The 26775-nt window shown below is 59.1% G+C and carries 15 protein-coding genes and 15 pseudogenes; 15 read left to right on the forward strand and 15 right to left on the reverse strand.

The window, feature by feature from the left end:
* Positions 1–271: 271 nt before the first annotated feature.
* A complete protein-coding gene (locus B9N97_RS07955; protein WP_085085108.1) occupies positions 272–631 on the reverse strand; it encodes a hypothetical protein in 360 nt (119 codons plus the stop codon).
* 487 nt (positions 632–1118) lie between these two features.
* Between B9N97_RS07955 and B9N97_RS07960 the strand changes: the two genes are divergently transcribed.
* The 4 genes from B9N97_RS07960 to B9N97_RS07970 all read left to right on the forward strand — a co-directional run bounded on the left by B9N97_RS07960 (position 1119) and on the right by B9N97_RS07970 (position 5900).
* A complete protein-coding gene (locus B9N97_RS07960) occupies positions 1119–2015 on the forward strand; it encodes a relaxase/mobilization nuclease domain-containing protein (protein ID WP_085085110.1) in 897 nt (298 codons plus the stop codon).
* Between the two features lie 74 nt (positions 2016–2089).
* Positions 2090–2227 (forward strand): hypothetical protein, encoded by a 138-nt coding sequence (locus tag B9N97_RS35550; RefSeq protein WP_167393239.1) that lies wholly within the window; start codon positions 2090–2092, stop codon positions 2225–2227.
* Between the two features lie 128 nt (positions 2228–2355).
* Positions 2356–3915 (forward strand): tetratricopeptide repeat protein, encoded by a 1560-nt coding sequence (locus B9N97_RS07965; RefSeq protein ID WP_085085112.1) that lies wholly within the window; start codon positions 2356–2358, stop codon positions 3913–3915.
* Positions 3912–5900, forward strand: coding sequence for an O-linked N-acetylglucosamine transferase, SPINDLY family protein (locus tag B9N97_RS07970; RefSeq protein ID WP_085085114.1), 1989 nt, complete (start codon positions 3912–3914; stop codon positions 5898–5900). The genes B9N97_RS07965 and B9N97_RS07970 overlap by 4 nt, the downstream gene beginning before the upstream one ends.
* Positions 5901–6176: 276 nt before the next feature.
* Here B9N97_RS07970 and B9N97_RS36150 read toward each other — a convergent pair.
* Together B9N97_RS36150 and B9N97_RS34810 are read right to left on the reverse strand one after the other, a co-directional pair.
* Positions 6177–6425: pseudogene (locus B9N97_RS36150) on the reverse strand (transposase); the annotation flags it as partial.
* 161 nt (positions 6426–6586) lie between these two features.
* The gene (locus B9N97_RS34810) at positions 6587–7330 is read right to left on the reverse strand and encodes a DUF6492 family protein (RefSeq protein WP_143266503.1); all 744 of its coding nucleotides are present in this window, start codon (positions 7328–7330) and stop codon (positions 6587–6589) included.
* Between the two features lie 278 nt (positions 7331–7608).
* On the opposite strand from B9N97_RS34810, the pseudogene B9N97_RS36980 reads away from it, so the two are divergent.
* The 3 genes and pseudogenes from B9N97_RS36980 to B9N97_RS36160 all read left to right on the forward strand — a co-directional run.
* Positions 7609–8002, forward strand: a pseudogene (locus tag B9N97_RS36980) (IS5 family transposase); the annotation flags it as partial.
* 74 nt (positions 8003–8076) lie between these two features.
* Positions 8077–8244: pseudogene (locus B9N97_RS36985) on the forward strand (transposase domain-containing protein); the annotation flags it as partial.
* 53 nt (positions 8245–8297) lie between these two features.
* Positions 8298–8507: a transposase domain-containing protein gene (locus B9N97_RS36160; protein ID WP_085085120.1), complete on the forward strand. Its 210-nt coding sequence runs from the start codon at positions 8298–8300 to the stop codon at positions 8505–8507.
* A gap of 201 nt (positions 8508–8708) precedes the next feature.
* On the opposite strand, the pseudogene B9N97_RS07995 reads toward B9N97_RS36160, so the two are convergent.
* From B9N97_RS07995 to B9N97_RS36165, 4 genes and pseudogenes are all read right to left on the reverse strand, one after another.
* Positions 8709–8989, reverse strand: a pseudogene (locus B9N97_RS07995) (ISL3-like element ISAzs13 family transposase); the annotation flags it as partial.
* Between the two features lie 69 nt (positions 8990–9058).
* Positions 9059–10123 (reverse strand): annotated as a pseudogene (locus tag B9N97_RS08000) (ISL3 family transposase); the annotation flags it as partial.
* Positions 10124–10131: 8 nt separating this feature from the next.
* On the reverse strand, positions 10132–10920 hold the full coding sequence (locus B9N97_RS08005; RefSeq protein ID WP_085085125.1) for a sulfotransferase domain-containing protein: 789 nt from the start codon (positions 10918–10920) through the stop codon (positions 10132–10134).
* A gap of 243 nt (positions 10921–11163) precedes the next feature.
* Positions 11164–11397: pseudogene (locus tag B9N97_RS36165) on the reverse strand (transposase); the annotation flags it as partial.
* Between the two features lie 112 nt (positions 11398–11509).
* Here B9N97_RS36165 and B9N97_RS08015 point away from each other — a divergent pair.
* The 3 genes and pseudogenes from B9N97_RS08015 to B9N97_RS34820 all read left to right on the forward strand — a co-directional run.
* Positions 11510–12145: pseudogene (locus B9N97_RS08015) on the forward strand (ISL3 family transposase); the annotation flags it as partial.
* 76 nt (positions 12146–12221) lie between these two features.
* Positions 12222–13308: pseudogene (locus B9N97_RS08020) on the forward strand (IS5 family transposase).
* 397 nt (positions 13309–13705) lie between these two features.
* Complete coding sequence (locus B9N97_RS34820) at positions 13706–14791, forward strand: hypothetical protein (RefSeq protein WP_143266509.1); 1086 nt, start codon at positions 13706–13708, stop codon at positions 14789–14791.
* A 127-nt stretch (positions 14792–14918) separates the two neighbouring features.
* Here B9N97_RS34820 and B9N97_RS36990 read toward each other — a convergent pair whose 3' ends face one another.
* Both B9N97_RS36990 and B9N97_RS36995 read right to left on the reverse strand, forming a co-directional pair.
* Positions 14919–15128 carry a transposase gene (locus B9N97_RS36990; RefSeq protein ID WP_085085129.1) on the reverse strand — a complete coding sequence of 70 codons (210 nt, stop codon included), beginning with the start codon at positions 15126–15128 and terminating at the stop codon, positions 14919–14921.
* 74 nt (positions 15129–15202) lie between these two features.
* Positions 15203–15433, reverse strand: a pseudogene (locus tag B9N97_RS36995) (hypothetical protein); the annotation flags it as partial.
* Between B9N97_RS36995 and B9N97_RS08035 the strand changes: the two are divergent.
* From B9N97_RS08035 to B9N97_RS08045, 3 pseudogenes are all read left to right on the forward strand, one after another.
* A pseudogene (locus B9N97_RS08035) lies at positions 15432–16518 on the forward strand (IS5 family transposase). The pseudogenes B9N97_RS36995 and B9N97_RS08035 sit on opposite strands and share 2 nt — an antisense overlap.
* 132 nt (positions 16519–16650) lie before the next feature.
* Positions 16651–16961: pseudogene (locus tag B9N97_RS34830) on the forward strand (ISL3-like element ISAzs13 family transposase); the annotation flags it as partial.
* A gap of 71 nt (positions 16962–17032) precedes the next feature.
* Positions 17033–17389 (forward strand): annotated as a pseudogene (locus B9N97_RS08045) (transposase); the annotation flags it as partial.
* 72 nt (positions 17390–17461) lie between these two features.
* Here B9N97_RS08045 and B9N97_RS34835 read toward each other — a convergent pair.
* Both B9N97_RS34835 and gmd read right to left on the reverse strand, forming a co-directional pair.
* Positions 17462–19672, reverse strand: coding sequence for a tetratricopeptide repeat protein (locus B9N97_RS34835; RefSeq protein WP_143266511.1), 2211 nt, complete (start codon positions 19670–19672; stop codon positions 17462–17464).
* 190 nt (positions 19673–19862) lie between these two features.
* On the reverse strand, positions 19863–20909 hold the full coding sequence (gene gmd, locus B9N97_RS08050) for a GDP-mannose 4,6-dehydratase (RefSeq protein ID WP_085085135.1): 1047 nt from the start codon (positions 20907–20909) through the stop codon (positions 19863–19865).
* Between the two features lie 188 nt (positions 20910–21097).
* On the opposite strand from gmd, the pseudogene B9N97_RS08055 reads away from it, so the two are divergent.
* Positions 21098–21256 (forward strand): annotated as a pseudogene (locus B9N97_RS08055) (transposase); the annotation flags it as partial.
* Positions 21257–21407: 151 nt separating this feature from the next.
* Here the strand turns inward: B9N97_RS08055 and B9N97_RS08060 are convergent.
* A pseudogene (locus B9N97_RS08060) lies at positions 21408–22521 on the reverse strand (IS5 family transposase).
* Between the two features lie 84 nt (positions 22522–22605).
* On the opposite strand from B9N97_RS08060, the pseudogene B9N97_RS08065 reads away from it, so the two are divergent.
* Positions 22606–22968, forward strand: a pseudogene (locus B9N97_RS08065) (transposase); the annotation flags it as partial.
* A gap of 247 nt (positions 22969–23215) precedes the next feature.
* Here the strand turns inward: B9N97_RS08065 and B9N97_RS08070 are convergent.
* The 3 genes from B9N97_RS08070 to B9N97_RS08080 all read right to left on the reverse strand — a co-directional run bounded on the left by B9N97_RS08070 (position 23216) and on the right by B9N97_RS08080 (position 26764).
* Positions 23216–23884 (reverse strand): FkbM family methyltransferase, encoded by a 669-nt coding sequence (locus B9N97_RS08070; protein WP_085085137.1) that lies wholly within the window; start codon positions 23882–23884, stop codon positions 23216–23218.
* Between the two features lie 118 nt (positions 23885–24002).
* The gene (locus B9N97_RS36690) at positions 24003–25343 is read right to left on the reverse strand and encodes an SEL1-like repeat protein (protein WP_085085139.1); all 1341 of its coding nucleotides are present in this window, start codon (positions 25341–25343) and stop codon (positions 24003–24005) included.
* Positions 25344–25345: 2 nt separating this feature from the next.
* Positions 25346–26764 (reverse strand): HlyD family type I secretion periplasmic adaptor subunit, encoded by a 1419-nt coding sequence (locus tag B9N97_RS08080; RefSeq protein ID WP_085085141.1) that lies wholly within the window; start codon positions 26762–26764, stop codon positions 25346–25348.
* Positions 26765–26775: the final 11 nt, after the last annotated feature.

The following is a 26775-nucleotide window of genomic DNA, read 5'->3' on the forward strand; positions in this document are numbered from 1 at the left end:
GACCCCGCCGGCGCGCCGGGGATGGGGAAAGGCTCAAGGCGCGCAAGGCGGCCTATGCGGCGGCCGGCGATGTGTCAGACGGCCGTTCGGTGATCGGGGGGATGTGCATGGTCGGGATCCTCCGGTTCGCCTGCGTCCGTGCAGGCCGTCCCAATCCCTCTGGTGTCCTGACTGGCGTCTTCTCCCCTGGCGGGATCGTGCGAGCGGATGCCAAAGCCGGCTGGACCGCCGTGCAGGCAGCCGCAAGCCGATGGCTGCACCGTCCCGGCCATCATCGCTGGCCGGTGAGGCGCCGGGCGTCGTCAAGGGCGCCCCAGACGAGGCGGTGAACGATGCCGGCTCCCGGTTCGGGCGGGTGGAACAGGCTGGCGTCGGTGTGATCGAGGGCGGACCACAGCACATGCAGCCGCACCAGCAGCCCCGCGACACTGTGCGCGGGCTGACCGGCAACGCACTCCTCCAGGTCGGTCAAGGCTTCGGTGAGGCGGTCCAGCGGTTCGTCCGCGATGGGCTGGGTGCGGCACAGCACCCGGTAGGTGTCGAGCAGGACGCGGTGCTCCGCGCCCAGGTGGCGCAGCATGCGATCGTCGTCGATGTCCGGAATGGGCGGGTTCGGGGCGGTGTCGGGCATGGCCGGGGCTCCTCCGGGGGGATGGACGGTTAAGGATCCGGCCTCTGCCGGTCCGGATGCCCGCTTGGCCCATGCGTCCTGACTGCCGGACCTGTCGCATGCCATCGGTCTCGCGGTCCGAAAGTCCCAGCTCGGAGGGGATGGCCACGCACTCTGGATGCCGACGCGCTCCGGATACGGCCGACCGATGACGACCTCACGGCACAGGCACGGGGAACGACACGCTCTTCGGAAGCCGGACGGTCTGGCTGCGATTGGACTGCACCAAGGTCGTGCGGACCGTCATGGATCATCTTCTGCGCATATCCCGCCATACGGGGGGGCATCAATGACCGGAACCCCAGCTCCAAAGCCGAGGACGCCCGCACGCGGCGCATTCGGAGAGGAACCGGGGTCATTGGATGGTGGGGTTGGACAAGGCTCCGGCGGAAGGCTAGGTGATGCACCCGGCAGCATCGGCCAGGGCCACTCTTCGCGGGCACAGACCATGAGCGACGACGATGTCTGGCGGCTTCCGCCAACCCAGCACGGCCGCGACATCCGGCTCGGGCGGGATCGCGCCCCGCCGTCCCTGCCTTCCGGCGCCAAGGCCCGGCCTGGAGGGGGCGCGACCAAAACGCCGGAAGCGGTGGTTAAGCTGACCGGCCGCGCCCGCGGCGTTGCCGGCCATCTGCTCGCCCAGTTCGACTACATCACCCGCAACGGCACCCTCCCCGCCGAAACCCATGACGGCGAGCGCATCACCGAACGCGCACGGCTGCTCGCCCTCCACGACGACTGGCTGCTGGCCAACGCCGTGGACGGCCGGGGCCGGGATGCGGCGAACGCCGCTCAGAGCGTCGCCCTGACGCTGTCGATGCCGCCCGGCACCCCGCCCGACCGGGTCGAGGCCGCGGCCCGCCGGTGGGCGCACGACACCTTCGCCGGCACCCATGACTGGGTCATGGTCCGCCACGACGACACAGAGCACCCGCACGTCCACATCGCGGTCCGCGCGGTCGGTGCAGACGGCCGGCGGCTGGCGCCCGGTCCCGCCGACCTCCAGCGCTGGCGCGAGCGGTTCGCGCGTGAACTGCGGCGCCTCGGCGTGGAAGCCGAGGCCACACCCCGCGTCGCCCGCGGCCGGCTGCGCCACGCCAATCCCCCGACCGCCCATGAGGCGCGTCAGCACGATGCAGAACCACACGCAGCCGATACCGGCGCCAACGCACCGCTGGCCGAGGAGAGCCGTGATCGTGGAGGGCAGCGGGGGCTCGCCACCGTCCCGCGAAACACGCAAGACGGTGAGCGTGGATCTGTGCCCCGCTTTCCCACCCCGTCTGGTGACACGCACAGGCTGGGTGGCCCCGAGCCCACCCGGTCCCGTCCACGGGGCCGGGGTTGACCCTGGGGTTGGCGCCGCAAGCCTGATCCGCCGTTTCGACGTCACCCACCTGCGGCTCCACCGTCTTCGACCAGATGTTGGCGAAGATCGCCAACCACTGGCGCCGCGACGAGGGGGAGGCGCTGATGACGGGCGCCGGGCTGGAAGACGTGCGGCTCGCCTGGGTCGACGAGATCTCCTGGGCGGCGATCGGCCGGAGGCCGCGGGGATAAGGTCCCGGAAGCCGCGGGGGCTAGATCAAAGACGTGAGAGAGGCAGCCCTTTATTGCTGACGGCCGGGGTCTTGGGTTAAGAAGCCGCGGTTCCGTGCGACAATCGATCCGCGCCGCCGGTCATTTGCATGGCCGGCGTTTGGGGCCAAGCGTTGGGGGTTGCCATTTCCGAGTTCTCGCCGGCCTTCGTCCAGGCCTACAACACCGGTGCGGCGCTGTTCCAGGCCGGCCGCTTCGACGAGGCGGCCACCATCTACCGCCGCCTGATCGACGAAAGCCCGGACATCGCGGCGGCGCATGCCGCCAACCTCCATGGCGCCCTGGGCCTGTGCCTGCGCGCCGCCGGCCGGCCGGACGAGGCGATGGAGCCGCTGCGCCAAGCGCTGCGGCTGAAGCCCGATTATCCGGACGTGCTGAACGCGCTGGGCGGCATCCTGCTCGACCGCCGCCACATCGAGCATGCGCTGATCGCCTTCCGCGAACTGGTGAAGCTGAGGCCCGACTATCCGGGCGCGCTGCTGACGCTGGGCAACCTGTTCATGTTCACCAGCGACGGGGAGAGGGCGCGCGCCGTCTACCGGCTGGCGCTGGTCGTCGAACCGGACGCGGCCGTCAACTACAACAATTTGGGTGCGGTCAGCCTCAGCCTCGGCCATCTGGCGGAGGCGGCGCTGAACTACCGCCGCGCGCTCGCCATCGATGTCGGCAAGCCGGAATACCGCAAGAATCTCGGCACCTGCCTGCTGATGGCCGGCGACTACGCCAACGGCACCGTCGCCTATGAGGGCCGGCTGGAGCAGGGGGTCTGGCGCAAGCGCAACATGCCGGGCGTCCTGTGGCAGGGCCAGCCGCTGGCGGGCAAGACCCTGCTGGTGCATTTCGAGCAGGGGCTGGGCGATTCCTTCCAGTACATCCGCTATGCCGGCGTGCTGAAGCGCATGGGCGCGCGGGTGCTCTACGAATGCCAGCCGGCGCTGAAGCGCGTGCTGTCGACCGCCCCCGACCTGGACGGGCTGTTCGCCTTCGGCGAGCCGCTGCCGCCCTACGACTATCAAATCTCGCTGATGAGCCTGATGCACCGGCTGGGCACCACGCCGGACAACGTTCCCGGCGGCGTGCCCTATATCCGGGCCGAATCGCAGTTGGAGGCCGGCTGGGCGGAGCGGCTGGACCGGCTGGAGGGCGGCAGCCGCCCGGCCTTGCGCATCGGCATCAACTGGCACGGCAACGAGACCGGCAAGTCGATCCCGCTGGAGTGTTTCGAGGCGATGGGCCGGTTGCCCGGCATCCGGCTCTACAGCCTGCAGAAGGTGTCGGGCCTCGACCATCTGGAGCGGCTGCGCGACCGGGTGGCGGTGACGGAGCTGGGGGCCGATTTCGACGCCGGGCCGGACGCCTTCCTCGACACCGCGGCGGTGATGGCCAACCTGGACCTGATCGTCACCTGCGACACCTCGGTCTGCCATCTGGCCGGCGCCATGGGGCGGCCGACCTGGGTGGTGCTGAAATGGTTCGCCGACTGGCGCTGGATGCGCGACCGGCTCGACAGCCCCTGGTACCCGACCATGCGCCTGTTCCGCCAGGCCAGCCCCAACGACTGGGCCGAGGTGATGGCCAGGGTAACGGCCGAAGTGGCGGCCCGGATAACGCCCCAGATGGCGGTCAAGACCGGGGAGGCACGGCGATGACGCTGAACGAAGCGCTGCGGCTGGCGCTGGACCATTTCCGGGCCGGCCGCGCGGCCGAGGCGGAGCAGCTGTGCCGGGCGATCTTGAACGCCGTTCCCGGCCAGGGCGAGGTGACCCAGCTGCTGGGCACGGTGGTGATGATGCAGAACCGCCCGCAGGAGGCGGAGACCATCCTGCGCCAGTCGATCGCCGCCCGGCCCGACCTGCCCGACAGCCACGGCAATCTCGGCACCGTGCTGCAGTCGCTGGGCCGCATGGGCGAGGCATTGGCCGCGCACGACCGCTGCGTCCAGCTGACGCCCGCCACGCCGGAAGGCTACGTCAACCGCGGTTCGACCCGATTGGCGCTCGGCGACCGCAACGGTGCGGCGACCGACTTCGCCCGCGCGCTGCGGCTGCGGCCGATCGACACGCTCGCCGCCACCAATCTCGGCGTGGCGCTGCGCGAGGGGCAGCGGATGGCCGAGGCGCTCCGCGCCCTGACCCGGGCGCTGGTCGTCGAGCCCGGCAACGGCGAAGCGATGCTCGGCTACGCCCACGCCCTGCGCGAGCTGGGCCGCCTGGGCGAGGCCGAGACCGCCTATGCCCGGGCGGTGATGCTGACGCCGGCCAAGACCGAAGCGCTGTGCTACCACCTCTACCTCAAGCAGACGCTGTGCGCCTGGGACGAGTACGACGGCTTGTGCGCGCGGGTGACGGAGACCATCGACCGCGACGCCGGCGTCGTCATCCCGCTGGCCACCCTGTCGATCGACACCACGCCGGCCCAGCAGGACCGCTCCGCCCGCCTCTTTTACGACCGGCTGGTCAAGCGCGCCTCCTCCCCGCCGATGCCGGCGCGGCCCGAAGGCCGACCCGGCGGGCGCTTGCGCATCGCCTATGTCTCGGCAGATTTCCACGAGCACGCCACCGCCTATCTGGCGGCCGAGCTGTTCGAGCTGCACGACCGCGACCGCTTCGAGGTGCTGGCCTATTCCTACGGCCCCGACGACGGCAGCGCGATGCGCCAGCGGCTGGTGAAGGCTTTCGACCGCTTCCGCGACATCCGCAGCGTGCCGCTGGATGCCGTCGCCCGCTGCATGGCCGACGACGGCGTCGATATCATGATCGACCTGAAGGGCTATACCAAGCAGACCAGGCTCGACCTGCTGTCGCGCCGGCTGGCGCCGGTCGAGGTCAGTTACCTGGGCTATCCCGGCACCATCGGCTGTCCGCACATGGACTATGTGATCGGCGACCGCTTCGTCACCCCGCCGGAGCACCAGCCCTTCTATGCCGAGCGGCTGGCGATCCTGCCCGACGCCTACCAGATCAACGACCGCCGCCGCCCGCTTCCCGACAAGGTGCCGTCGCGCGGCGACTGCGGCCTGCCGGAGGACGGCGTCGTCTTTGCCGCCTTCAACACCGCCTACAAGATCAGCCCGGCCATGTTCGCCCTGTGGATGCGCATCCTGAAGCGCGTGCCGGGATCGGTGCTGTGGCTGTTCGAGGCCAACCCGCTGGCGGCCGGCAACCTGAAGGCCGCGGCATCGGCCCAGGGCGTCGACCCGGCCCGGCTGGTCTTCGCCCCGCCCCGCCCGCTGTCCGACCACATCGCCCGCTACCGCGTCGCCGACCTGGCGCTCGACACCCTGCCCTACACCGGCCACACCACCACCAGCGACGCGCTGTGGGCCGGCTGTCCGGTGGTGACCTGCCTGGGCGGAACCTTCGCGTCCAGGGTGGCGGCGAGCCTGCTGAGTGCGGCCGGCCTGCCCGACACCATCACCCGCTCGCTGGCCGAGTATGAGGATCTGGCGGTGGCGCTCGCCGGCGATCCGGAGCGGCGCGCGGGCTTGCGCAAGCGGCTGGAGGAGGGGCGGATGACGGCGCCGCTGTTCGACAGCCACCGCTTCACCCGCAACCTGGAACGCGCCTATCGGGTCATGTGGTCGCTGCACAAGGCCGGCAAGCCGCCGCAGGGATTCATCCTGCCGGCAAGCTAAGAGGCGATTTCCAGAACCCTCATCCGATGATCACCCGTCCAGAAACCCGCTGATCTTCTGTCGGTTTCCTGTGCCTTTGGCACAGAGAGGCGGGCATGGGACCGACTGTTGCGGACTTGGTGGCGGGGATCATCGACCAGATTGAGGATCGGCCTGTCGGCGTTGGTCGTCCACCGCTTCCCACCACAGAGGTCGTTGCAACACTTCACTTCTTCCTGCGTGAAGGCGTCCAATGGCGCGAACTCCGATGCGCTCCAGCATTCTCTCTCAGGAGGCCCATACGTGCAGATAACCATGCACTGTGCTGCGCGGTGGCAGGTCCTTGGGTAGGTGACGCCATTGGCAGCCCGTCTCCAGAATACAGCACGTCGTTCAGCATCGCCCGAAGATCGACGCTGCGGTGCCGGCTACCGCGCCGAGCCGGGGGGATCAGCGGCTCGATGATCCGCCACTCCCATCGCTCAGGTCACTCGGGTAGCGCAGCCCGCTGAGATCATGACGCTCGCGTTTCTCCAGCGTCCACATCCTTGCCTCCGTCCGAGCCTTTGAATCACAACCGATTCATTCGATGCAACTTTTTCTCAGACGGGCTCTGATCACCAGACACCTCCAATGTCCAGATTGCCCGGGTATATCAGGCGTTCAGCCAACCCAGCGAGTAATTGCAAAATATCCGCCAATTTATTCTATGCCGTCAAAATTCTTTCTATTTCATCACGATCAGAAGCGCTAATAGTTCTGTCATCTCGCGATGAAACCAAGCAGTATTGTTTAACAATAACTTCTGGGACACCGTTGATTGTAACATCGGAAAAGGAATGGTATTTACTATCTGAATAGAAACTAAATGCTCCCATTAGATTAAATTCAGAGAAATAATCTCCCCATATATGTTTCCATACCTCATTAATTTCATAATTATGAAAATTATGAAAGTGATCTCTGAGGTCAATATACATTTGCCTTGGATATGTAAGAGGGAATCTTCTCATAAACTCGTAGTCAACTTGCCGACCAACAAACTTAGAGGTTATGGTCTGCCAGGGAACGTTATGCCTAGCTCCGTAAAAGTAATTATACGGCGCCATTAGCATTAATGGCCTTCCTTCTAAGAAAAGATCTGACGGATTTGTTTCTCTTACAAAGATACAGTCGCTATCAATGTGGCAAATATAATCATATTTGCAATATTTATCAGCATTAAGTTTTGTAATTTGCTGCCCTATAAAGTCATTGCTCAGATGATTGCACAAAATCGGACTATCAAATCCTGTGGATTTTGTGACAGCGGAAACGAGATCGATAGAATTTTCAGGGCAAGCAACCGTTACACCTGAAAATCCTGAGCAAAATTTCCTAATAGATCTCAGAGTAAACTCCAAACGCTCACAATCCTTATAATATGTTCTGATGAATATTCCGCAATCCATGATTTATCCTTTGATTTTTCACATCCCAGGATTCGAGCAATTGACGAATCCTTTCGATGCCCTTAGCTTGTTTAGCACACCTCCATTCACTATAGCACGTTCAACTAGCGTCCAGGAATACATAAAAAGTGATTTTTGTATTCAAGCTATTTTACTAAATCGCTTTCCCGCAGCAATCTTGATCTAGGCCTGTTGGCAAAGGGGTAGCGGGTTGAGAGAGTGTTCCTCATTTGTGCCGGATGGGACGTTACGATCTGACTAATGCACAATAGGAGCAGCTGGAGCCGCACCTTCCTCCCGAAAAACCTCGTACTGGACGGCCGAACCACTCTCACCGGCGGATGATCAACGGCACGCTGTGGATCGCCCGCAGCGGAGCGCCATTGCGGAATTTATCAGAGCGTTACGGGACGTTCGGCACGGTGTCGAGCCGGTTCTACCGCTGGCGCCGCGCCGGCATCTGGCAGCGCATCCTGGAAGCCTTGCAGGCCCGTGCCGACCACCAGGGCCGGGTGGGCTCGAGCCTGCACTTCGTGAACAGCACCGTGGTCCGCACTCATCAGCGCGCGGCTGGCGCCCAGAAGGCCAGCGGCGAAAAGGGGGATCGACAACGAGGTGCTGGGCCGCTCGCGCGGCGGCTTCTCGACCAAGATCCACATCCGCGCTGAGGGCCTCCCGACGACGTGGCGACGCTTCAAGCGCTCGTGGCTGGGCTGTCGGCGCAGCTGGCCGAGCGCGAGCAGGCGGTGACGGCGCGTGACCGCATCATCGAGACGCTGAAGGGCCAGTTGGCGGCGCTGCGCCGACGCACCTTCGGCCAGAGTTCGGAGAAGCTGGGCCGGGCCGCCGATCAGCTCGAACTGCAGATCGAGGATCTGGAACAGCATCAGGCGGAGCGGGCCGCTGCGGCCGCCCCCTCGGCGCCGGCGGCTCAGCCCGCCGAGCGGGTTCACCCGATCCGCAAGCCGTGGCCCTGGGGCGGAAGAACTGGCTGTTCGCCGGTTCGGGCGGCGGGGGCGAGGCCGCGGCCGTGTTCTACACGCTCATCGAAACTGCCAAGGGCAACGGCCACAACCCCCGCCTCTGGCTGACCCGCGTCCTGGAGGCCATCGGGCGCGACCGCGACCTCACCGACTTCGATGCGCTCCTGCCCTGGGCTTATGGTGCCGGAGCCTGAAGGGCTTTCCGCGGCCGCTTACCGACAGCAAGGCGTTCGCCACGCTGATGGGGACTGGCTGGATCAGGCAGCTGGGCCGCGGGCGACCGCGCCTCAAGCCCGACCGGCTGGCCGCCTACAAGGCCTACAGCAGTGTCAGTGCCGGCTGGATACTGGCCCATCCGCATTCCCGGTGCAGGGTAGCAACCTGAGCGTGGGCATTCAGGCAGCCTCAATTATGCGATGACGCAGCAGATCGAAGCCGCCTTCATCATGCGCTTGATCGTCTTCAGCCTGCTGATCTGCCCCTCCACCGGCCCGGTGCTCCACGGCAGAGACAGAGCCGCCCGTACCGCAGCGAGATCGCGCTGCAAACCATTGGCAAAGTCCGCCAAGGGGGTGCCGTCCGCCGTCAACAGCCAGTTGTCCAGCTCTCTGGTTCGTTGCCCCCGGACCATTGCTCGAAAGGCGCGGGCCACCGTGATCGCTTGCGCCAGTTCCGGCTGTAAAGGCCGAACGAAGTTTGGCCCATCCGCGTTCTCGGTGCAGGGTAGCAGCCTATGCGTGGGCATTCAGGCACCCTCAAGCACGCGATGACGCAGCAGATCGAAGCCGCCGCGACCGTTCATCATGCGCTTGATCGTCTTCAGCCTGCTGATCTGCCCCTCCACCGGCCCAGTGCTCCACGGCAGAGACAGAGCCGCCCGAACCGCAGCAAGATCGCGCTTCAAGCCATTGGCAAAGCCCGCCAAGGGAGTGCTCTCCGCCTTCAACAGCCAGTTGTCCAACTCTCCGGCTCGTTGTCCTCGGACCATCGCCCGAAAGGCACGGGCCACGGTGATGGTTCGTCCCAGTTCTGGTGATCGGGCAATCAGGGCCGAGACGAAGGCCTGTTCGGTTGGGTCAATCTCTTGGGCGTCGGCAATCACCAACCATGCCGCCCGCCGGCGCGACGGTGTCGGCCATGATGCCGATGCCATGGACGCTGCGCTTCGTACAGACTGTCGCAGAGGCCGTGCCCAATCCCGAACCAGTGTCCGCTGACCGGTGAAGCCGCGGGATTTGATCTCCCGCCAGAGTTGAGCGGCGTTGTGGCAGCCGTCATCCCAGCATTGCCGCAGGTGATCAAGGAACGGATCAAGCCGGCTCCCCTTGGTCGGTTGACGCCATGCCGGCGACCGCCCGGACCGCAGCCACAGCCGTACTGTCTTGCGGTCGAGGAGGAGCGTTTCAGCGATGCGCGTTTGCGACCACCCGCGGGCTTTCAGCCCGACGACTTCTTCGAAGCGGGCATGACGGGCGGCATGATGGGCAGCGCTCCGCTCCTCTCGCCGGGTTGGTGGACTGGAAACCTCATCCGACTGCGTCAGGTGTAGTTGCTGCTCAGTTTCTTCCGCCGGAGCGACAGCCAGCTTGGCGGCGGCCCGAAGGTCGCGATGATGACCGGTGAGGGCCTCCCGCAGGGCATCGGTCACATTCTGTAGGAGGTGCCAGCGATCCGCGACCTGGATGGCGGTGGGCGCGCCTTGGCGGACGCCATCGGCGTAGGCGCCGGCACGGTCACGGGCGACGATCTCGACGCCAGGATGGGCTTTCAGCCATGCGGCAACGGTGTCGGCCTGACGGTCGGGCAGGATGCTGGACCTTACCGCCAGTGCGAGGTGATTCGCGATGGGGGACTACTTAGAGGTCGCTCCTCCCCAAAGGCGGTTTCAGTTAGGGCGAAATCATTGACGTAGCCGAGCTTTTGCATCCAGCCGCCATGTCGGTTCCAAAGGGCATGCAAATCCTCTGCTGTCCATTCAGCCAGATTGGCTTGATCCGAGGCGCTACGGAAAAAAGTCGGCAATAATTCGTGTTGACTCTCGAATGGGTTGTGCCATGCGGCAACAGCCGGCTTTCCCAAGAAGTCCGACATCAACGAGATGACATGTTCCGGTTTATTTAAAATCTCTTCATAACGCAGAAACAGCGTATGCGGTCTGTCAAGCGGATTCCATGCATCTAGGTTTCTGCTCCAGCTCCCTCCAAAGGACATGCCGTCGATCAGCTGCTGCATATTAAAATCGGCAGGGGTAAGGGGATGTGATTTAAAATAGTGAAATTGCGAAATTATTGCGGACCTCGGATCCCGAACAACATAAATAGCAGGGCTATCATCTTGCGGAGGACCATGAGTCTTGACTATATTCATTGCTGTTTCCTCGTAAGCACGAGAATAGAAATCATACCAAGAATCTTCATACCCCTTGTGGCCCACGCTTAAGCTTACATCCTTTCTAACCCCTAAATCATACTTATCATTATATTCTGAATAAGTCTCTATCATAAAAACTTTATTCAGAATAGTTCTGGTCAATGTATTTCCAGATCTTGGGTATGAAGAAAGCCAAACTATCATAAACCCTCCAGTTAATCTAGAATTACTAAACATCCACGTTCTGTATTCCACTTTCCAATGTCCGATATTAAAATCGAACACTGAAGTTGCTTTGCATCCCGATCCAGAACAAATCAGTCACTCGACTGACTGCAGATATGGCATCTGATTTTATCACTATTGAAGATGCCTGACGATGCACTGTTACACTGAGGCATCGATCTAAGCCAGAACTTCCAATCGAAGCGGTGCAGAACTCGGCGTGCTAACGCCAGGCCGTGTTGGCAAAGTTCAGAGCTATAGAAGGAGCGCCGCGATGGTGATTATGGCAAGATAGTTGGCGGCTCGCTTCTCATACCGGGTGGCGATCCGTTGGAACTGTCTCAACCGATTGATCAGACGCTCGACGCGATTGCGTTCCCGATAGGCGTCGCGGTCGAAAGCCGGGTCGGGCCGTTCATTGCTCTTGGTCGGGATCACCGGCGTGATGCTCCGCCGTCGCAGGGCGAAGCGGATGACGCCGCTGCTGTGTAAAGGCCGAATGAAGTTTGGCCCATCCGCATTCCCGGTGCATCCCCGATGCAGATCGACGCGAGGGTGAGTACATAAGGGCAACGTTTTTCCCTCCAGAGCACCGGTTTCCTTGTCCAAATCACTGCTTTCGTTGCTCCCAGCCGGCCTTGTCGTCGACCGGGTTTCCGCTGACGCTGATCGGGTGGCCATCGTGGCCCACATGCGGGCCACAAGGGCGACCTGTCCGCTGTGCCGTCGCCCCTCCGCACGCGTCCACAGTCGGTACTCCCGACATCTGGGCGACCTGCCGTGGCAGGGCCGGATTGGCGAACTCCATCTGCAGGTTCGCCGCTTCCGGTGTGCAGCGGCGGACTGTCCCCGCCGCATCTTCGCCGAGCCGCTGCCCACGGTGGCGGCCCCTCGGGTCCGGCGTACCCGGCGGCTTGCCGAAGCGCATCGCGCCATTGCGCTGAGTGCCGGCGGAAATCCCGGCGCCCGGCTGTCCCCCCGGCTCGCCATGCCGGTCAGTGGCGACACACTGCTGCGCCTGATCCGCGCGGTGCCCGTGGTGCCGGTCTCGACACCTCGGATCATCGGGATCGATGACTGGGCCTGGCGCCGGGGCAAGCGTTACGGCACCATCGTTGTCGATCTCGAGCGCAACCGCCCCATCGACCTTCTGCCCGACCGTCAGGCCGACACCGTTGCCGCATGGCTGAAAGCCCATCCTGGCGTCGAGATCGTCGCCCGTGACCGTGCCGGCGCCACAACTGGACACCTTGAAAAACTGTAGCGTGTTCGGCGTTCTGGTGATTCCCTTGTTTTGAAGGCGGGGGGGAAGCATGGCTGGTCAAGCTGGGCTGTTCGATCTTCAGGATCACAATGCGGAGTTGAGCAAGAGCGGCGATCCGCTGGAGCGTCTGTTGTCGGTTGTGGACTTCGAAGTGTTCCGCCCGACGCTTGACGCGGCCTTGGGGCGCAAGGATCGTTCCCGGGGCGGTCGGCCGCCGCTGGACGCGGTGATGATGTTCAAGATCCTGGTACTCCAGGCGCTGTACGGTCTGTCGGACGAGCAGGCGGAGTATCAGGTGCGCGACCGGCTGTCGTTCATGCGGTTCCTCGGTCTGGGGCTGGGCGACCGGGTTCCGAACCGCACGACGATCTGGCTGTTCCGCGAGGCGTTGGTGACGGCTGGGGCGATGGAGGGGCTGTTCGCCCGCTTCGACGCGGACCTGAAGGAGCGCGGCTACTTCGCGCTGGGCGGCCAGATCGTCGACGCCTCCATCGTGGAAGCGCCCAGGCAGCGGCTGACCCGGAAGGAGAAGCGACAAATCCGTGACGGGGAAGACCTGCCCTGGCCACCGGCCAAGGCGCGACAGAAGGACACGCAAGCGCGCTGGACGGTGAAGCGGGGACGGGTCAAGGTGAAGCCGGGACCGACGCTCGACGGTTCCGAGGCGCGCATGGTGGAAGGGCTGCTGATCCCGGCGTTCGGCTACAAGTCGCACATCAACATCGACCGCCGGTTCCGCTTGATCCGGCGCTTCCTCGTCACCGACGCAGCACGGCATGACGGCGCGCAGTTGCCGGGCCTGCTCAATCCGGACGCCTTCGACAGCCGGGTGTGGGCGGACAGCGCCTACCGCTCGAAGGCCAACGAAGCGGCCATCGCGGCGGCGGGCCCGCAGCATGGTGCATTTCCGCAAGCCCAAGGGGCGGCCGATGCCGGAGCCGCACCAACGCGCCAACCGCGCCCGCTCGGCGGTGCGATCCGCCGTAGAGCATGTCTTCGCCGACCAGAAGCAGCGCATGGCGCTGTTCATCCGCACCATCGGCCTTGGGCGCGCCACGGTGAAGATCGGCATCGCCAACCTCGCCTACAATTTCCGACGCCTGATCTGGCTCGAGGGTCGAACTGTGCCCGTATAGCGCCAAAACCCCTGCATATTTCCACATTTCCAGCCAAAATCAGGACATCACCCCCCGAAAAGCCCTGGTTTCCTACCGGCGTGACCCTCGCGGAAGCCTCAACAGGCCCTCAAAGCCGGTTTATCAAGGTGGTCCTTTGGCAACTCGGCCGTTGGCACCAGGAGCAGTGGGAGTGCCGGCGACGGCGAGGTAGCTGTGCCTACTTCGAGGACTGCTCCTACGGCCGTTTTGCTTACAACGCACGGATCATAATGATAATGCTCGAGAACCCAGGCCAACCACGCAACCGGAACTTACTGTTGCTAGATAACAGGGTTTTGAGGAATAATCAGGGCAATCACAGCATTGGAATAGCATACTAAAAAACTTGGTTCTGCACAATCGAAGGAGAAGAGTCATGAAATTTGTTGTGTCAGTATGGAATGAATTTGGTGATGAGAACGACTTTGAAAGAGCGGTTCCGCTCAAATTCAATGGGAAAAGAAAATTAAATATTGGAATCAACAATGAGATACACTTAGTTTTTATGAGCGGATTTGATAAGCTTTCAGATGATTATGTATATAGCCTTAGAGAGCTTGGCTATATTATATACAATGTTCAAAATATATCAGAATTGTATCTAAATCATTTTAAGAATTTGTCTCGTGCTTATAAGGATTGGGGCGGGATAAAATTCTTTGGATGCATGAGATTTTTGGTAATTGAAGATTTATTTAAAGGAGAAGACTTAATTCTATTTGATGCAGACATGGTACTGAACACCACTTTAGATGAGATTTCTGAAATATACTCTGGGAAACAAAGCTTCCTGGGAACATCTTCATGCTTTGGCTCTATACCGTCCAAAAGTAAATTTTTCGATATCTTTAGAGAACATATTCTGCTCCTAGAGAAGGATCCAGAAGACTATGTAAGGAATGTCATAGGAATGGAAAGCGCTAGTAGTTATTTAGATCCCCACAAATCAGGAGGAACAGATCAAGCTTTTATAAAGCACTTAATTGAAAAAGGTCTTATTGATCAGGTAAATGTTGAAGAAACTCTAAAAAATCTTGGTTATATTGGATTTCCTAACTGGTTATTACTTAATAATGATGATGGAAATCAATGGGAGTACAAAAGATGTGATGGAGTTGATTATCTAAGTGAGAAAAAAGTATTGATATCACACATGAGCCACGATACTTGCCAAGTGGCTGGTCAGTACATACTTCTGAAAGAAGGATTTGGAGTAAATAATTTTGAAAAAATGGGTGGAATACCTCTTCCATATGGACACTATTTTGAAAACGAGGACAGGGAAAGAAATTACAATTTTTTGGCAATAATAAGAGAGTTTTGTAGAATTAACAAAGATTGCTTTGATATTGACCGCTATCCATTTTCTAGAGGAAATATAGTTCAGTATTTTTACAGTAAAAATGATTTTACTGGTCTTTTTAACGATAAATCTTGGCATAAAAAAGGAGTGTTTTTATAATCCGGAGCGATTATCTAGTGATTGCTCACGGGCTGGCTGAGCCCCCCCACGCGCATTGGGGGTGGCTGGCGATCGTGTTGTTGCGCGGTGACTCGGGATATTAGAGCGCCTTGCTCTGTCGAAAGCCTCATGCGGAAATACCAAGCAGAACAAGGCGGTTGACGTTGTAGGCGACATCTCTGAGCAATGCTTGAGACCGTTGCGTGAGGTCGGTGCGGGCGGATAGGGCCTCGCCCCACCTCCGCTTTGCAACCGACATGACGGTTTCGACTTTCCAGCGCTGCCGGTAAGCACGCTTGCTGGCAGCATCCCCTGGGTCATTGAGTAGGCGGTGCATCTCCTGTCGGTATGGGGTGGTTGCGATGACCTGATCGAGCGCCGCTTCTTCGCCGGGATGAGGGAGTGGACACCCAACGTCTCGCGGCAGAAGCGATGATTGGCCTCGCTGTCGTACCCAGCGTCCGCGATCACCTCGTCGAAGGCCATCACGGCAGAGGCGTCAGTCGTCAGCGGGACCAGATCGGGCAAATCGCCCGCTGGCCCGGGACGGACACGTTGCGCCAAGAGCATTTGGACACCTTGAAAAACTGTAGCGTGTTCGGCGTTCTGGTGATTCCCTTGTTTTGAAGGCGGGGGGAGCATGGCTGGTCAATCTGGGCTGTTCGATCTTCAGGATCACAATGCGGGGTTGAGCAAGAGCGGCGATCCGCTGGAGCGTCTGTTGTCGGTTGTAGACTTCGAAGTGTTCCGCCCGACGCTTGACGCGGCCTTGGGGCGCAAGGATCGTTCCCGGGGCGGTCGGCCGCCGCTGGACGCGGTGATGATGTTCAAGATCCTGGTACTCCAGGCGCTGTACGGTCTGTCGGACGAGCAGGCGGAGTATCAGGTGCGCGACCGGCTGTCGTTCATGCGGTTCCTCGGTCTGGGGCTGGGCGACCGGGTTCCGAACCGCACGACGATCTGGCTGTTCCGCGAGGCGTTGGTGACGGCTGGGGCGATGGAGGGGCTGTTCGCCCGCTTCGACGCGGACCTGAAGGAGCGCGGCTACTTCGCGCTGGGCGGCCAGATCGTCGACGCCTCCATCGTGGAAGCGCCCAGGCAGCGGCTGACCCGGAAGGAGAAGCGACAAATCCGTGACGGGGAAGACCTGCCCTGGCCACCGGCCAAGGCGCGACAGAAGGACACGCAAGCGCGCTGGACGGTGAAGCGGGGACGGGTCAAGGTGAAGCCGGGACCGACGCTCGACGGTTCCGAGGCGCGCATGGTGGAAGGGCTGCTGATCCCGGCGTTCGGCTACAAGTCGCACATCAACATCGACCGCCGGTTCCGCTTGATCCGGCGCTTCCTCGTCACCGACGCAGCACGGCATGACGGCGCGCAGTTGCCGGGCCTGCTCAATCCGGACGCCTTCGACAGCCGGGTGTGGGCGGACAGCGCCTACCGCTCGAAGGCCAACGAAGCGGCCATCGCGGCGGCGGGCCCGCAGCATGGTGCATTTCCGCAAGCCCAAGGGGCGGCCGATGCCGGAGCCGCACCAACGCGCCAACCGCGCCCGCTCGGCGGTGCGATCCGCCGTAGAGCATGTCTTCGCCGACCAGAAGCAGCGCATGGCGCTGTTCATCCGCACCATCGGCCTTGGGCGCGCCACGGTGAAGATCGGCATCGCCAACCTCGCCTACAATTTCCGACGCCTGATCTGGCTCGAGGGTCGAACTGTGCCCGTATAGCGCCAAAACCCCTGCATATTTCCACATTTCCAGCCAAAATCAGGACATCACCCCCCGAAAAGCCCTGGTTTCCTACCGGCGTGACCCTCGCGGAAGCCTCAACAGGCCCTCAAAGCCGGTTTATCAAGGTGGTCCTTTGTCTCGGCCCTGATCGCCCGTTCGCCGGACTTGGCGCAAGCGATCACGGTGGCCCGCGCCTTTCGAGCAATGGTCCGGGGGCAACGAACCAGAGAGCTGGGCAACTGACTGTTGACGGCGGACGGCACCCCCTTGGCGGACTTTGCCAATGGTTTGCAGCGCGATCTCGCTGCGGTACGGGCGGCTCTGTCTCTGCCGTGGAGCACCGGGCCGGTGGAGGGGCAGATCAGCAGGCTGAAGACGATCAAGCGCATGATGAAGGCGGCTTCGATCTGCTGCGTCATCGCATAATTGAGGCTGCCTGAATGCCCACGCTCAGGTTGCTACCCTGCACCGGGAATGCGGATGGGCCAGTATCCAGCCGGCACTGACAGTCGCGCCCTATGTGCTCGATGGGGCGGTCAACGGCGTCATCTTCCGCGCCTATATCGAGCAGGTCCTGGCGCCAACACTGAAGGCCGGCGATATCCTGCTCCTCGACAATCTGCCCAGCCACAAGGTCTCTGGGGTGCGCGAAGCAATCGAGGCGCAGGGCGCGGAGATCCTTTACCTGCCGCCCTACAGCCCCGACCTCAATCCCATCGAGCAGGCTTTCGCCAAGCTCAAGACACTCCTGCGAAAAGCTGCCGAGCGCTCCCGCGACGGTCTCTGGACCGCCATCGGACGTATCATCGACCTGTACAAGCCTGAAGAGTGCAAAAACCTCTTCAAAAATGCCGGATATGCAACCTGATCGGAAATCGCTCTAATCACAATGCACGCAGGGAATAGGCAAAAAACCAATCTTGGCTATCCACGCGAGCAATTATAACATAAGAGTTTTCATCGGATCTGGCCAACTAGAAAATCCATTCTCAGAAATTTTATATTCAAATGTTTCTTGATTGCGGACCGCATGACCATCTCGGCATTTCTCTAAGAACGCTAGAGTTAGCATATTACAGGCAGCCAGCAAGTTATCTTCATTATTGCTATCTTTTCTCTTTTCATGTATAGTGAGTATTATTTTGCAAAAATACTCCACATAAACCTTGTTAAATTTTCCTTCTTTTGACAAGAATTTCTTGGCCTTTCTTGAAACAAGGTCAATGAAATGCCATCCGAAATATCTATATAAATCGGGAGACCAATTTAGCATATGGCTTTTGTGAGACGCAAAATTTGTGTCAATAACACTCATTTTTTTTCCTGAGAGCAGGAGAGATATTGGAACCCAGTAGTCCCACCAAGGCGCACCAATGAGAAACTCTGTTTCCATTATATCCTCAATGCACTCCCTATTTATAAAAAAAACATCGAATCCTTGTTCAAATTTTGTTTTTAAACCCATATCTTCATTTATTTCCAATCTTCTGACGCTGATAAAATTATTCTCATCTACTGTTCCAATTTTCGTCAACTCATTATTTTCTGAGTTAGACAAAATTATATCGGAATTAATTAATCCAACAACAGGTCCTCCAAAATCTTTGGCATTTCGAAGAACAGAGTCCAACTTAATTAGATCTTTCTTATAGATTTTGGGTTCGTTTGTATGAATAAAGCGAACATTTGGAAATGCCGATACCCAATCGCCAAGCTCTGATTTGTGATTAACAGAAAATATATTGAATCCAGAATATTCCCAGGATTTTACAGACTCAACTTGTCTTTTGATGTTTCCATTATAAATAGATGTGAATATAGAAATTTTACTATCTCTTTCGCTATTGTGGTTTTCATTTGCTCCAAAATGAGAATTATTTGTTGAAATTCCTTTTACATTTTTCAAGGAAGAAGAAAAATCATCCTTAGCGTAGTTAATATAAGCCAACATATAGCTAATTCTATTAATAGATGGCTTTTCCAAAAAATTTGCGGCAACATCAATATTTCCCGCTTTTACTGCAGAGAGTACGCGATCATAATCAGAAATACTATCATCTCCAGACAATATTTCTGCACATTTAAATTCAAAATCTCCTTCTATAAATTTTCCATAATACGACAATATTCTTCCTTTAAGTAAATACGCTTCAGCATATTCTTTAGTGATCGATGTCGTACGATCACAGCTTATTACGGCATTGAATACATCATTCTGCGCATGCTGAATTTTTGCTCGAAGCATGTAATATTCCGACCTGCTAGGATCAATAGATATGGCGCAATTTACCCACTTTAATGCCGCCCTAAATTCACAATTCATGAAAAACGTCAATGAATTCCTGTAGTAATATTCAGATGAAGATCTGTATCGGTATTGTATTCTTGAGAATAACATTTTAGTGTATTCGTACATTCCCTCCATAACCATCTTGTCGTGAAGATCGTAAATATCTTTAGATTCTGAAAATATTTCAACATATATATCGATTATTAGCTTTACGCCTCGGAAATCGCCCATTTTGTTAACTTCAGACAAAGCTTCAAAAAACACACTTCTATTTCCTTTGCTAAGCACATATGATCTATAAATAAAATTCCCAGCCTCTTCATAAGAAAACATTTTAATAGAGGAAAGAAAAGCGATATAATAAGCTTTATACGAGTGCGTATCTATTGAGGCACAAACCTGCGCAAATTTTTTAGAAGAATAGAAATCTTTTAAAGCATAGCTATTGCAACTAGCTGCCATAAAAATACTATAGTCAGAATGATTAAAAGCCATTGACCTTTTTAAGAAAATCCTTGATTTATTGTGCTCTTCTCTTTGGGAAAGAGAAGATACAAGTTGAGCTATTACACCAAGGTTTCCCGGTTCCAGGGCAATAGCTTTCTCTATCATACGAAGAGACTTATCGCATTCTCCATTTTTAAGAAGAATGTTGCTTAGCAGTGTGAATGCTTTCCAATCATACAAATTTTTAGACAAAATTTCGGTTAGGTAAGAGATTCCGTATTTATCACCAAAGTTACTAATTATTACTAGAGCATTCCTAAAGCTATCGTCGTTGGTAACATGATTTAATTTCATACTTTGTTCTATGTCTCTTTTGCTGATTTTTTCTTTAATATCGTAATAAGAATTGCTCATTTTCTTCCTCTACTTAGTAACTAAAGTGGTTTCTGTATTCTATTGAGGACGCTAAAGAATTTTCTCTATCCCTGCGTTCTGATTGGAAAACTCATGGTGTTGATTTCACTTTTATGTCTTGAGGGGACGAAGGTATGTATTGTTTCAGAATTATAGTAAATAAATGGTTTTCCTCTTCTAAAACAGAGTTCTAATAGATACTTGAAAATGAGAGCATGTCGGACTCGACCATCTCGCGGACCAGATCGCGGAAGGCGGTGGTGTGGGTCCAGCCCAGCTTCTCGCGCGCCTTGCTGGGATCGCCCAGCAGCAGGTCGACCTCGGTCGGGCGGAAATAGCGCGGGTCGATGCGCACCACCACCTTGCCGGTCTTCTGGCACAGGCCTTCCTCGTCGACGCCTTCGCCGCGCCACTCGATGCCGCGGCCGACATGACCGAAGGCGAGCTCGACGAACTCGCGCACGCTGTGGGTCTCGCCGGTGGCCAGCACGTAATCGTCGGCCTCGTCCTGCTGCAGGATGCGCCACATGCCCTCGACATAGTCGCGCGCATGGCCCCAGTCGCGCTTGGCGTCCAGGTTGCCCAGATACAGGCAGTCCTGGCGGCCCTGTTCGATGCTGGCCACTGCCCGGGTGATCTTGCGGGTGACGAAGGTCTCGCCGCGGGTCGGGCCTTCATGGTTGAACAGGATGCCGTTGCTGGCATGCATGCCGTAGGCCTCGCGGTAGTTCACCGTGATCCAATAGGCGTACAGCTTGGCGGCGGCATAGGGGCTGCGCGGGTAGAACGGCGTGGTCTCGCGCTGGGGCGTCTCCTGCACCTTGCCGTACAGCTCCGAGGTGGAGGCCTGATAGAAGCGCGCGGTCTTCTCCAGCCCCAGGATGCGGATCGCCTCCAACAGGCGCAGCGTGCCGATACCGTCGGCGTTGGCGGTGTATTCCGGCGTCTCGAAGCTCACATGCACGTGGCTCTGGGCCGCCAGATTGTAGATCTCGGTCGGCTGGATCTGTTGGACCAGCCGGATCAGGTTGGTGCTGTCGGTCAGATCGCCGTAATGCATGAAGAAGCGCACGTCCTCCTCATGCGGGTCGCGGTAGAGATGCTCCACGCGCCCCGTGTTGAAGGAGGACGACCGGCGCTTGACGCCGTGGACGATATAGCCCTTCCCCAGCAGAAGCTCGGCAAGATACGCGCCATCCTGGCCGGTGGCGCCGGTGATGAGGGCAACTTTGCGCAAAGGACCACCTAATTCTAGGAAATCAAAAAACCTATTGGGTGAGGTTTTCCCCCATTAGATTCGATAATCAGAGGGAGATTATAAACGGGATATTCGTATTTTCACTAATTTTATAATTTCTTTTTTGTAACATTCAATATTTGCCTATGTTGCATTGTTGCGACATTATATAGTTCGTCGCATAAACGCTGCGCAAGGGCAGCTACTTCCCCGGCTTCCTGGAGCCGCGCCGCATGGCCGAGAAGGCGCTGACCGCCGTGATCCAGGAAGCCTACATCCACGGCATTTCGACGCGCTCGGTGGATGATCTGGTGAAGGCGCTCGGCATGAGCGGCATCTCCAAGAGCTAGCAGGTCGCGGAAAAACGAACATATTCCGGCTTTTTGCCTCTGCTGAGGCTTGGAAATGGCGTTTCTGGCGCCCGTTTTTGTCAGAATGGAGCGCTTTTTCGCGCTCCGAGACGCCCGGAGCCGCCGTTGAGGCGGACTTCGGGCGTGATTATGCCACCGCCAGCAGCTTAGGCAGCCGGATCAGGTTGTAGGCGGTAGCGGTCAGGGTGAACATCCAACCGACGCGGGCCGTGCCGCGATGACGCGTTTTGCGCAAACCAGCTCCCTTGATCCAGCCGAACAGCTCCTCAATCCGTTTGCGGATGCGCAAGGACACGGCATAGCCAGGGTGGCGGGTGGTCCGGCCGTCGATCGCCGAGCGGCGATTGCTCGTGTTCTGCGCGACGTGCGCAGCGGCGCCCAACTCGCGCATGTTCGCCACGAAATCCTTGGTGTCGTAAGCCTTGTCGGCGCCCACCGTAATGCGGTGACGGCCGGGGATCGCCTCGACCATGGAAACCGCCGCCTCGCGTTCGGCCAAGCCGGTGGCTGCCGTCAGCCGGACATCCACCACCAGGGCGTTCCGGTTCTCCATCAGGGCGTGGCCCATGAAGGCCAGCTTCGCCGGCTGCCCGTTGCCCTTGCGGTACAGCCGCGCCTCGGGATCGCTGGTCGAGGCATGGGTTTCGTTGGACCGCTTCTCACCGTGGAAGTCGCGGTCGCCGTTGCGTCCCGGCCCCGGCGGCTCACCGCTGCCGTCCTTGGGCCGGAAGCTCTTCACCGACGCCCCGTTCGCCATCGGGCTTGAACCGGTGGCGCCTCGATGGCTCACCGATCAGCGTCCCATCCACCGAGAAGTGCTCGTCCGACAGCAGCGCCTTGACCCGGGGTTGACCCAGCACGGTGGCCAGGAACTTGGCCGCCACATCGCCGGCCAGCAGGCGCTCACGGTTCTTGGTGAACACGGTAACGTCCCACACCGGGGTGTCCATCGACAAGCCGACGAACCAGCGAAACAGCAGGTTGTAGTCGAGCTGTTCCATCAGTTGGCGTTCCGAGCGCACCGAGTAGAAGGCCTGGAGCAGAAGCGTCCGCAGCAGCTTCTCCGGCGGGATCGACGGTCGACCGATCTTCGAGTACAGCCCCTCGAACGCCGGCGACATCACCTCCAGCGCTTCATCAACGATGGCCCGGATCGGTCGTAGAGGATGGCTCGCCGGAACACGGGCCTCTCAGCTCACATAGCTGAACAGACCCTCGCTGTGTTCGTCCGATCCCCGCATCGTCCCCTCTCCGGCCGCAGTCTCTTCAACCGGAGAGAATCACGACCGGTAGGCCGGGCATAGCCTTTTTCCGCACCCTGCTAGGTCAGCCGGCTGTGCGAGGAGATCGACGAGCGGGTGAAGACCTTCCTGGAGCGTCCCATCGACGGCGATTGGCCGTACCTGTGGATCGACGCCACCTACGTGAAGGTTCGCCAGAACGGGCGCATCGTCTCGGTCGTCGTGACCATCGCGGTGGCCGTGAACACCGACGGTCGGCGCGAGGTGCTGGGCATGGACATCGGCGCCTCGGAAGCCGAGACCTTCTGGATCGAGTTCCTGCGCAAGCTCAAGCGCCGCGGCTTGGCCGGGGTGAAGCTGGTGATCTCCGACGCCCATGAAGGCATCAAGGCCGCCGTGTCCAAGGTGTTCCGCGCCACGTGGCAGCGCTGTCGGGTGAAATCCTCGATAAACTCAGCCGTTTGCCTGCACCTTCTGAATGGGTCAGTGCACTAGCATTTCTTCATTAGCGTCTCAGCATATTGCTGTGCTCTAAATGAGCGTCTGAAAGCAAGGCCGAGGTAATCAATCCAGCCTATCAATCTCCCGGTCCCTGCTCTCTGACCAAAATCGAAATCGCGTCACCACTGAAGCCTTTCAGCAAGGAGGTGCCGCGATTTGACGTACTCTCCAAAAAGAAAAATTTTCCGATTACTCATTTTGGAGTAGCAAGCACATCGAACTGAGGGCTACAGACAACGTCTGTATCTTCATGTATAGGACACCATTTATATCCGAATTTATCCAACCAATCAAAAATTATTTCTGGAGAACATTCAAACCTTGACAAGTGCCCTCTATTTATTTCTATAACAATCTTCGGCTTACACCTTGATATGGTCCTACTAGCCCCAGACAAAACTTTTAACTCCGCTCCCTCAACGTCAATTTTAATAAGATCAACTTTATCGATTTCTAGGTCGTCTATTGGAAAACCACTTATGCCGCCAGATCCCTCTACAATAAAACTAGCGCCCCTATTATCAAGAAGATTAATTGACACTTCTTTTCTTTGATCCAGAGCTGCAGCGCAAAAAAATGTCGGGCGATCACCACAATTCCTTATAAGGCATTCATAAGCTTCTGGTTGAGGCTCAAATGCGTAGACTGTTCCTTCGTCTCCAACAGCTTCTAAGTAAGCAATTGTATGGTCTCCAATATTGGCCCCAACATCAATTACAACATCCCCTGTTTTGATAAGAGAAATAATATGAGGAAGCAGATAACCGTCAGAATCTATACGCCCACGCTCCTCTGCCCATTTTGATATATGTGTATCCCCCTCTATAACCCAACCACCAAAGCTTGTCTGCTTAATTGCCATTTCTATGCTCCAAGATTAGTTTCACTTAATTTTTCCAAAAATGATAATGGATTGCAAATCCTTTTGAGCGTTGATGCCAAAATTGTGGAAAACCTCAATCTACTCGATTGCAATCCCCTCAACGAACCTGAGTTCTCTTCCAGTCCTCCATGATGAGTTGGGCCTTGTGGCGGTCCTCACTGGTCAGCTGGCCGCCCAGACCATGGGCCTTGGCTTCCAGCCCGTCGCGCTCGGGTCCGGGCTGGGTCCCGGCGGCGGCCATGATGGTCCAGACATAGGCCTGGATCGGATTGTAGGCCTTGCTGGCCTGGTCGGCATAGAGCGCGCCGAGGTTGCTCATGGCACCGGTGTGACCCTGTGCCGCGGCCTTGCGCAGCCAGTCCACCCCTTCCACCAGTTCGGGCCGTCCGCCCCAGCCATGGATCAGCATCAGGCCCAGATTGACCTGGGCGCCGACATTGCCCTGCATCGCCGCCTTGCGGTACCAGACCGCCGCCTCGGCATAGTCGGGGGCGCCGGCCAGCCCGTTGGAATGGATCAGGCCAAGGTTGAACTGGGCGTTGACGTTGCCCCTCTCGGCCGACAGGCGGCACCATTTCAGGGTTTCGCTGTAATCCTTCGGCACGCCATGGCCTCGGGCATAGAGCAGGCCCAGATTGACCTGCGCCACCGGATGACCCTGCTCCGCCGCCTGACGATAGAACTCCGCCGCGCGGACCGGGTCGGCCTCCACCCCGGTGCCGTGCTCGTAAATGACGGCGAGCGCCAGCTGGGAGTTGGCAAAGCCCTGTTCGGCGGCACGGCCGTACCAGGAGACCGCCTGGGCGATGTCGCGCTCCACCCCCTGACCGTTGGCGTAGAAGGAGGCGAGTGCATGCTGGGCCATCGCATAGCCGTTCTCGGCCGAACGCCGATACCAGTCGGCGGCGGCGGCATGGTCCTGCGGCACCCCCTGCCCGAAGGCATGGAGCAGGCCCATGTGGTGCTGCGCCTCGGCATGGCCGGCTTCGGCAGCCAGCCGGTACCAGTGCAGGGCCTGGGCGATGTCCGGCGCGATCCCCAGCCCGTTGGGATAGAGCAGGGTCAGGTTCGCCTCGGCCGTCGGCGGGCTGGCCTTGGACACGGTCTTGTACCAGCGCACCGGCAGGGCGCTGTCCTGCGCCGCGCCTTCGCCGTTGGCGTAGCACAGGGCGAGCGAGAACTGCGCCTCGGTGTGGCCCTGCTCGGCCGCCTTGCGGAACCAATGGGCGGCGTCGCCGAAATCGCGGATCACCCCCTGGCCGCGGGCATAGAGCTGGCCCATGCGGTACTGCGCCTCGGCATGACCGCGTTCGGCCAGCGGCATCCAGTTGGCGACGGCGCCGGCATAATCCTCCGCCTCGAAGGCGGCCACGCCGTTCTGGAAATCCGGCTTGCGGGTCCCGGCGGTTTTGTTTCGCTTCAGCAGTTTGCCGAACACAATCAGGGCTCCCGCAGGCTTTCGTCGACCCCGCGCAGAATGGGGCGCAGGAAATAGGTGATGATCCGGCGTTCGCCGACCTTGATGTCGGCCGTCAGCGGCATGCCGGGGATCAGGCGGAAGTTGGACGGCACATTGTCCAGCGTGGTGGTCAAGAGCTTGATCCGCGCCCGGTAGAAGAGGACGCCGTTCGCGTTGTCCTTGCTGGAGAAGGAATCCTCGCTGATCGTCGACACCTCGCCGTCAAGCGAGCCGTGCTGCATGTAGGGATAGGCGTCGAGCTTCACCCGCACCTTGTCGCCGACCTGGACGAAGGCGAGGTCGCGGGCGTCGATGTTGGCCTCGACCTCCAGGGGCGCGCCGACCGGCACCAGGGTGAAGAGCGGTTCGGCCTCCTTGGCGATGGAGCCGGGGGCGGCCTTGGGCGAGACCTCCAGCACGATGGCGTCGGTGGGCGCGTCGAGCTGGACCAGCGACTGGCGCTTGCGCGCCTTGGTCAGCTGCTCGCGCAGGGCCTCGCGCTCGTTGCGCTGGGTGGTCAGCTCCTCGATGATCTTGCCGTTCCATTGCTGGACGAAGACATCGCGCTCGGCCAAGAGCGCCTGGAGATCGTGGCGGTTGCCCTGCAGCTCGTTCTGGTTCAAGACCAGGTTGCGCTCGATGTCGATGCGGTCGCTGGTGGCCTGCAGCAGGTTCAGCTTGCTGCCGACCTGGGTCGCCAGCAGCGAGGAGCGCATGTTCTCGATCTCGCGCACCACCTTCAGCCGCTCGTTCAGATGGACGCGGTCCATCTCGTACTTGGTGACGTTGGACTGCAGCCGCGCCAGCTTCTCCTCGTAATTCAGCATCTGCGACTGATACTGCGCCTGCCGCTCGCGCCACAGCGACTGCTGCAGCGTGCCGTAGCCGTACCGGTCGCTGCCGCCCACGAAGAGTTTGCCGTCATGCTCGGCTTCCAGCCGGGCGATCATGGCGTCGGCGTTGGCGAGACGGGATTCCAGCTGCAGGACGTCGGCCTGAGTGAAGGTCGGGTCCAGCGTCGCCAGCGCCTGCCCCTTGTGCACGACATCGCCCTCATGGACGAGGACCTGCTTGATCGCCGCCATTTCCAGCGGCTGGACCATCACGTTGGCCTCGGTCGAGACGATCTTGCCTTGGGAGGCGACGATCTTGTCGAGAAAGGACAAGGACGCCCAGGTGATCAGACCGATGACGAACAGCCCCAGCAGATGCAGCGTGACGCGGGCCAGGAAGGGATCGGGGGCGTTCTGGATCGCCTCCGTATCCTTCTGGAAGGCGCCGATCGCCGCTTTCCCCCGTGCCTTGGCGCGCTTGTCGAGCGGGGAGTCCGGTGTCCGAGGAGCGGCATCGTTGGCAGGGACGCGCGTCGTCTCAATTTTCGCAAGCTTCTGTGCGGTCACGGGACGCGCTC

This window comes from Azospirillum oryzae (genome assembly GCF_900177515.1).
GTDB classification, from domain to species: Bacteria; Pseudomonadota; Alphaproteobacteria; order Azospirillales; family Azospirillaceae; genus Azospirillum; species Azospirillum oryzae_A.

Coding starts and splice junctions, on each gene's coding strand:
- B9N97_RS07955 (WP_085085108.1), bottom strand. CDS start 631: ATGCCCGACACCGCCCCGAACCCGCCCATTCCGGACATCGACGACGAT.
- B9N97_RS07960 (WP_085085110.1), top strand. CDS start 1,119: ATGAGCGACGACGATGTCTGGCGGCTTCCGCCAACCCAGCACGGCCGC.
- B9N97_RS35550 (WP_167393239.1), top strand. CDS start 2,090: ATGTTGGCGAAGATCGCCAACCACTGGCGCCGCGACGAGGGGGAGGCG.
- B9N97_RS07965 (WP_085085112.1), top strand. CDS start 2,356: ATGGCCGGCGTTTGGGGCCAAGCGTTGGGGGTTGCCATTTCCGAGTTC.
- B9N97_RS07970 (WP_085085114.1), top strand. CDS start 3,912: ATGACGCTGAACGAAGCGCTGCGGCTGGCGCTGGACCATTTCCGGGCC.
- B9N97_RS34810 (WP_143266503.1), bottom strand. CDS start 7,330: ATGGATTGCGGAATATTCATCAGAACATATTATAAGGATTGTGAGCGT.
- B9N97_RS08005 (WP_085085125.1), bottom strand. CDS start 10,920: ATGTTTAGTAATTCTAGATTAACTGGAGGGTTTATGATAGTTTGGCTT.
- B9N97_RS34820 (WP_143266509.1), top strand. CDS start 13,706: ATGAAATTTGTTGTGTCAGTATGGAATGAATTTGGTGATGAGAACGAC.
- B9N97_RS36990 (WP_085085129.1), bottom strand. CDS start 15,128: ATGCACCGCCTACTCAATGACCCAGGGGATGCTGCCAGCAAGCGTGCT.
- B9N97_RS34835 (WP_143266511.1), bottom strand. CDS start 19,672: ATGAGCAATTCTTATTACGATATTAAAGAAAAAATCAGCAAAAGAGAC.
- B9N97_RS08070 (WP_085085137.1), bottom strand. CDS start 23,884: ATGGCAATTAAGCAGACAAGCTTTGGTGGTTGGGTTATAGAGGGGGAT.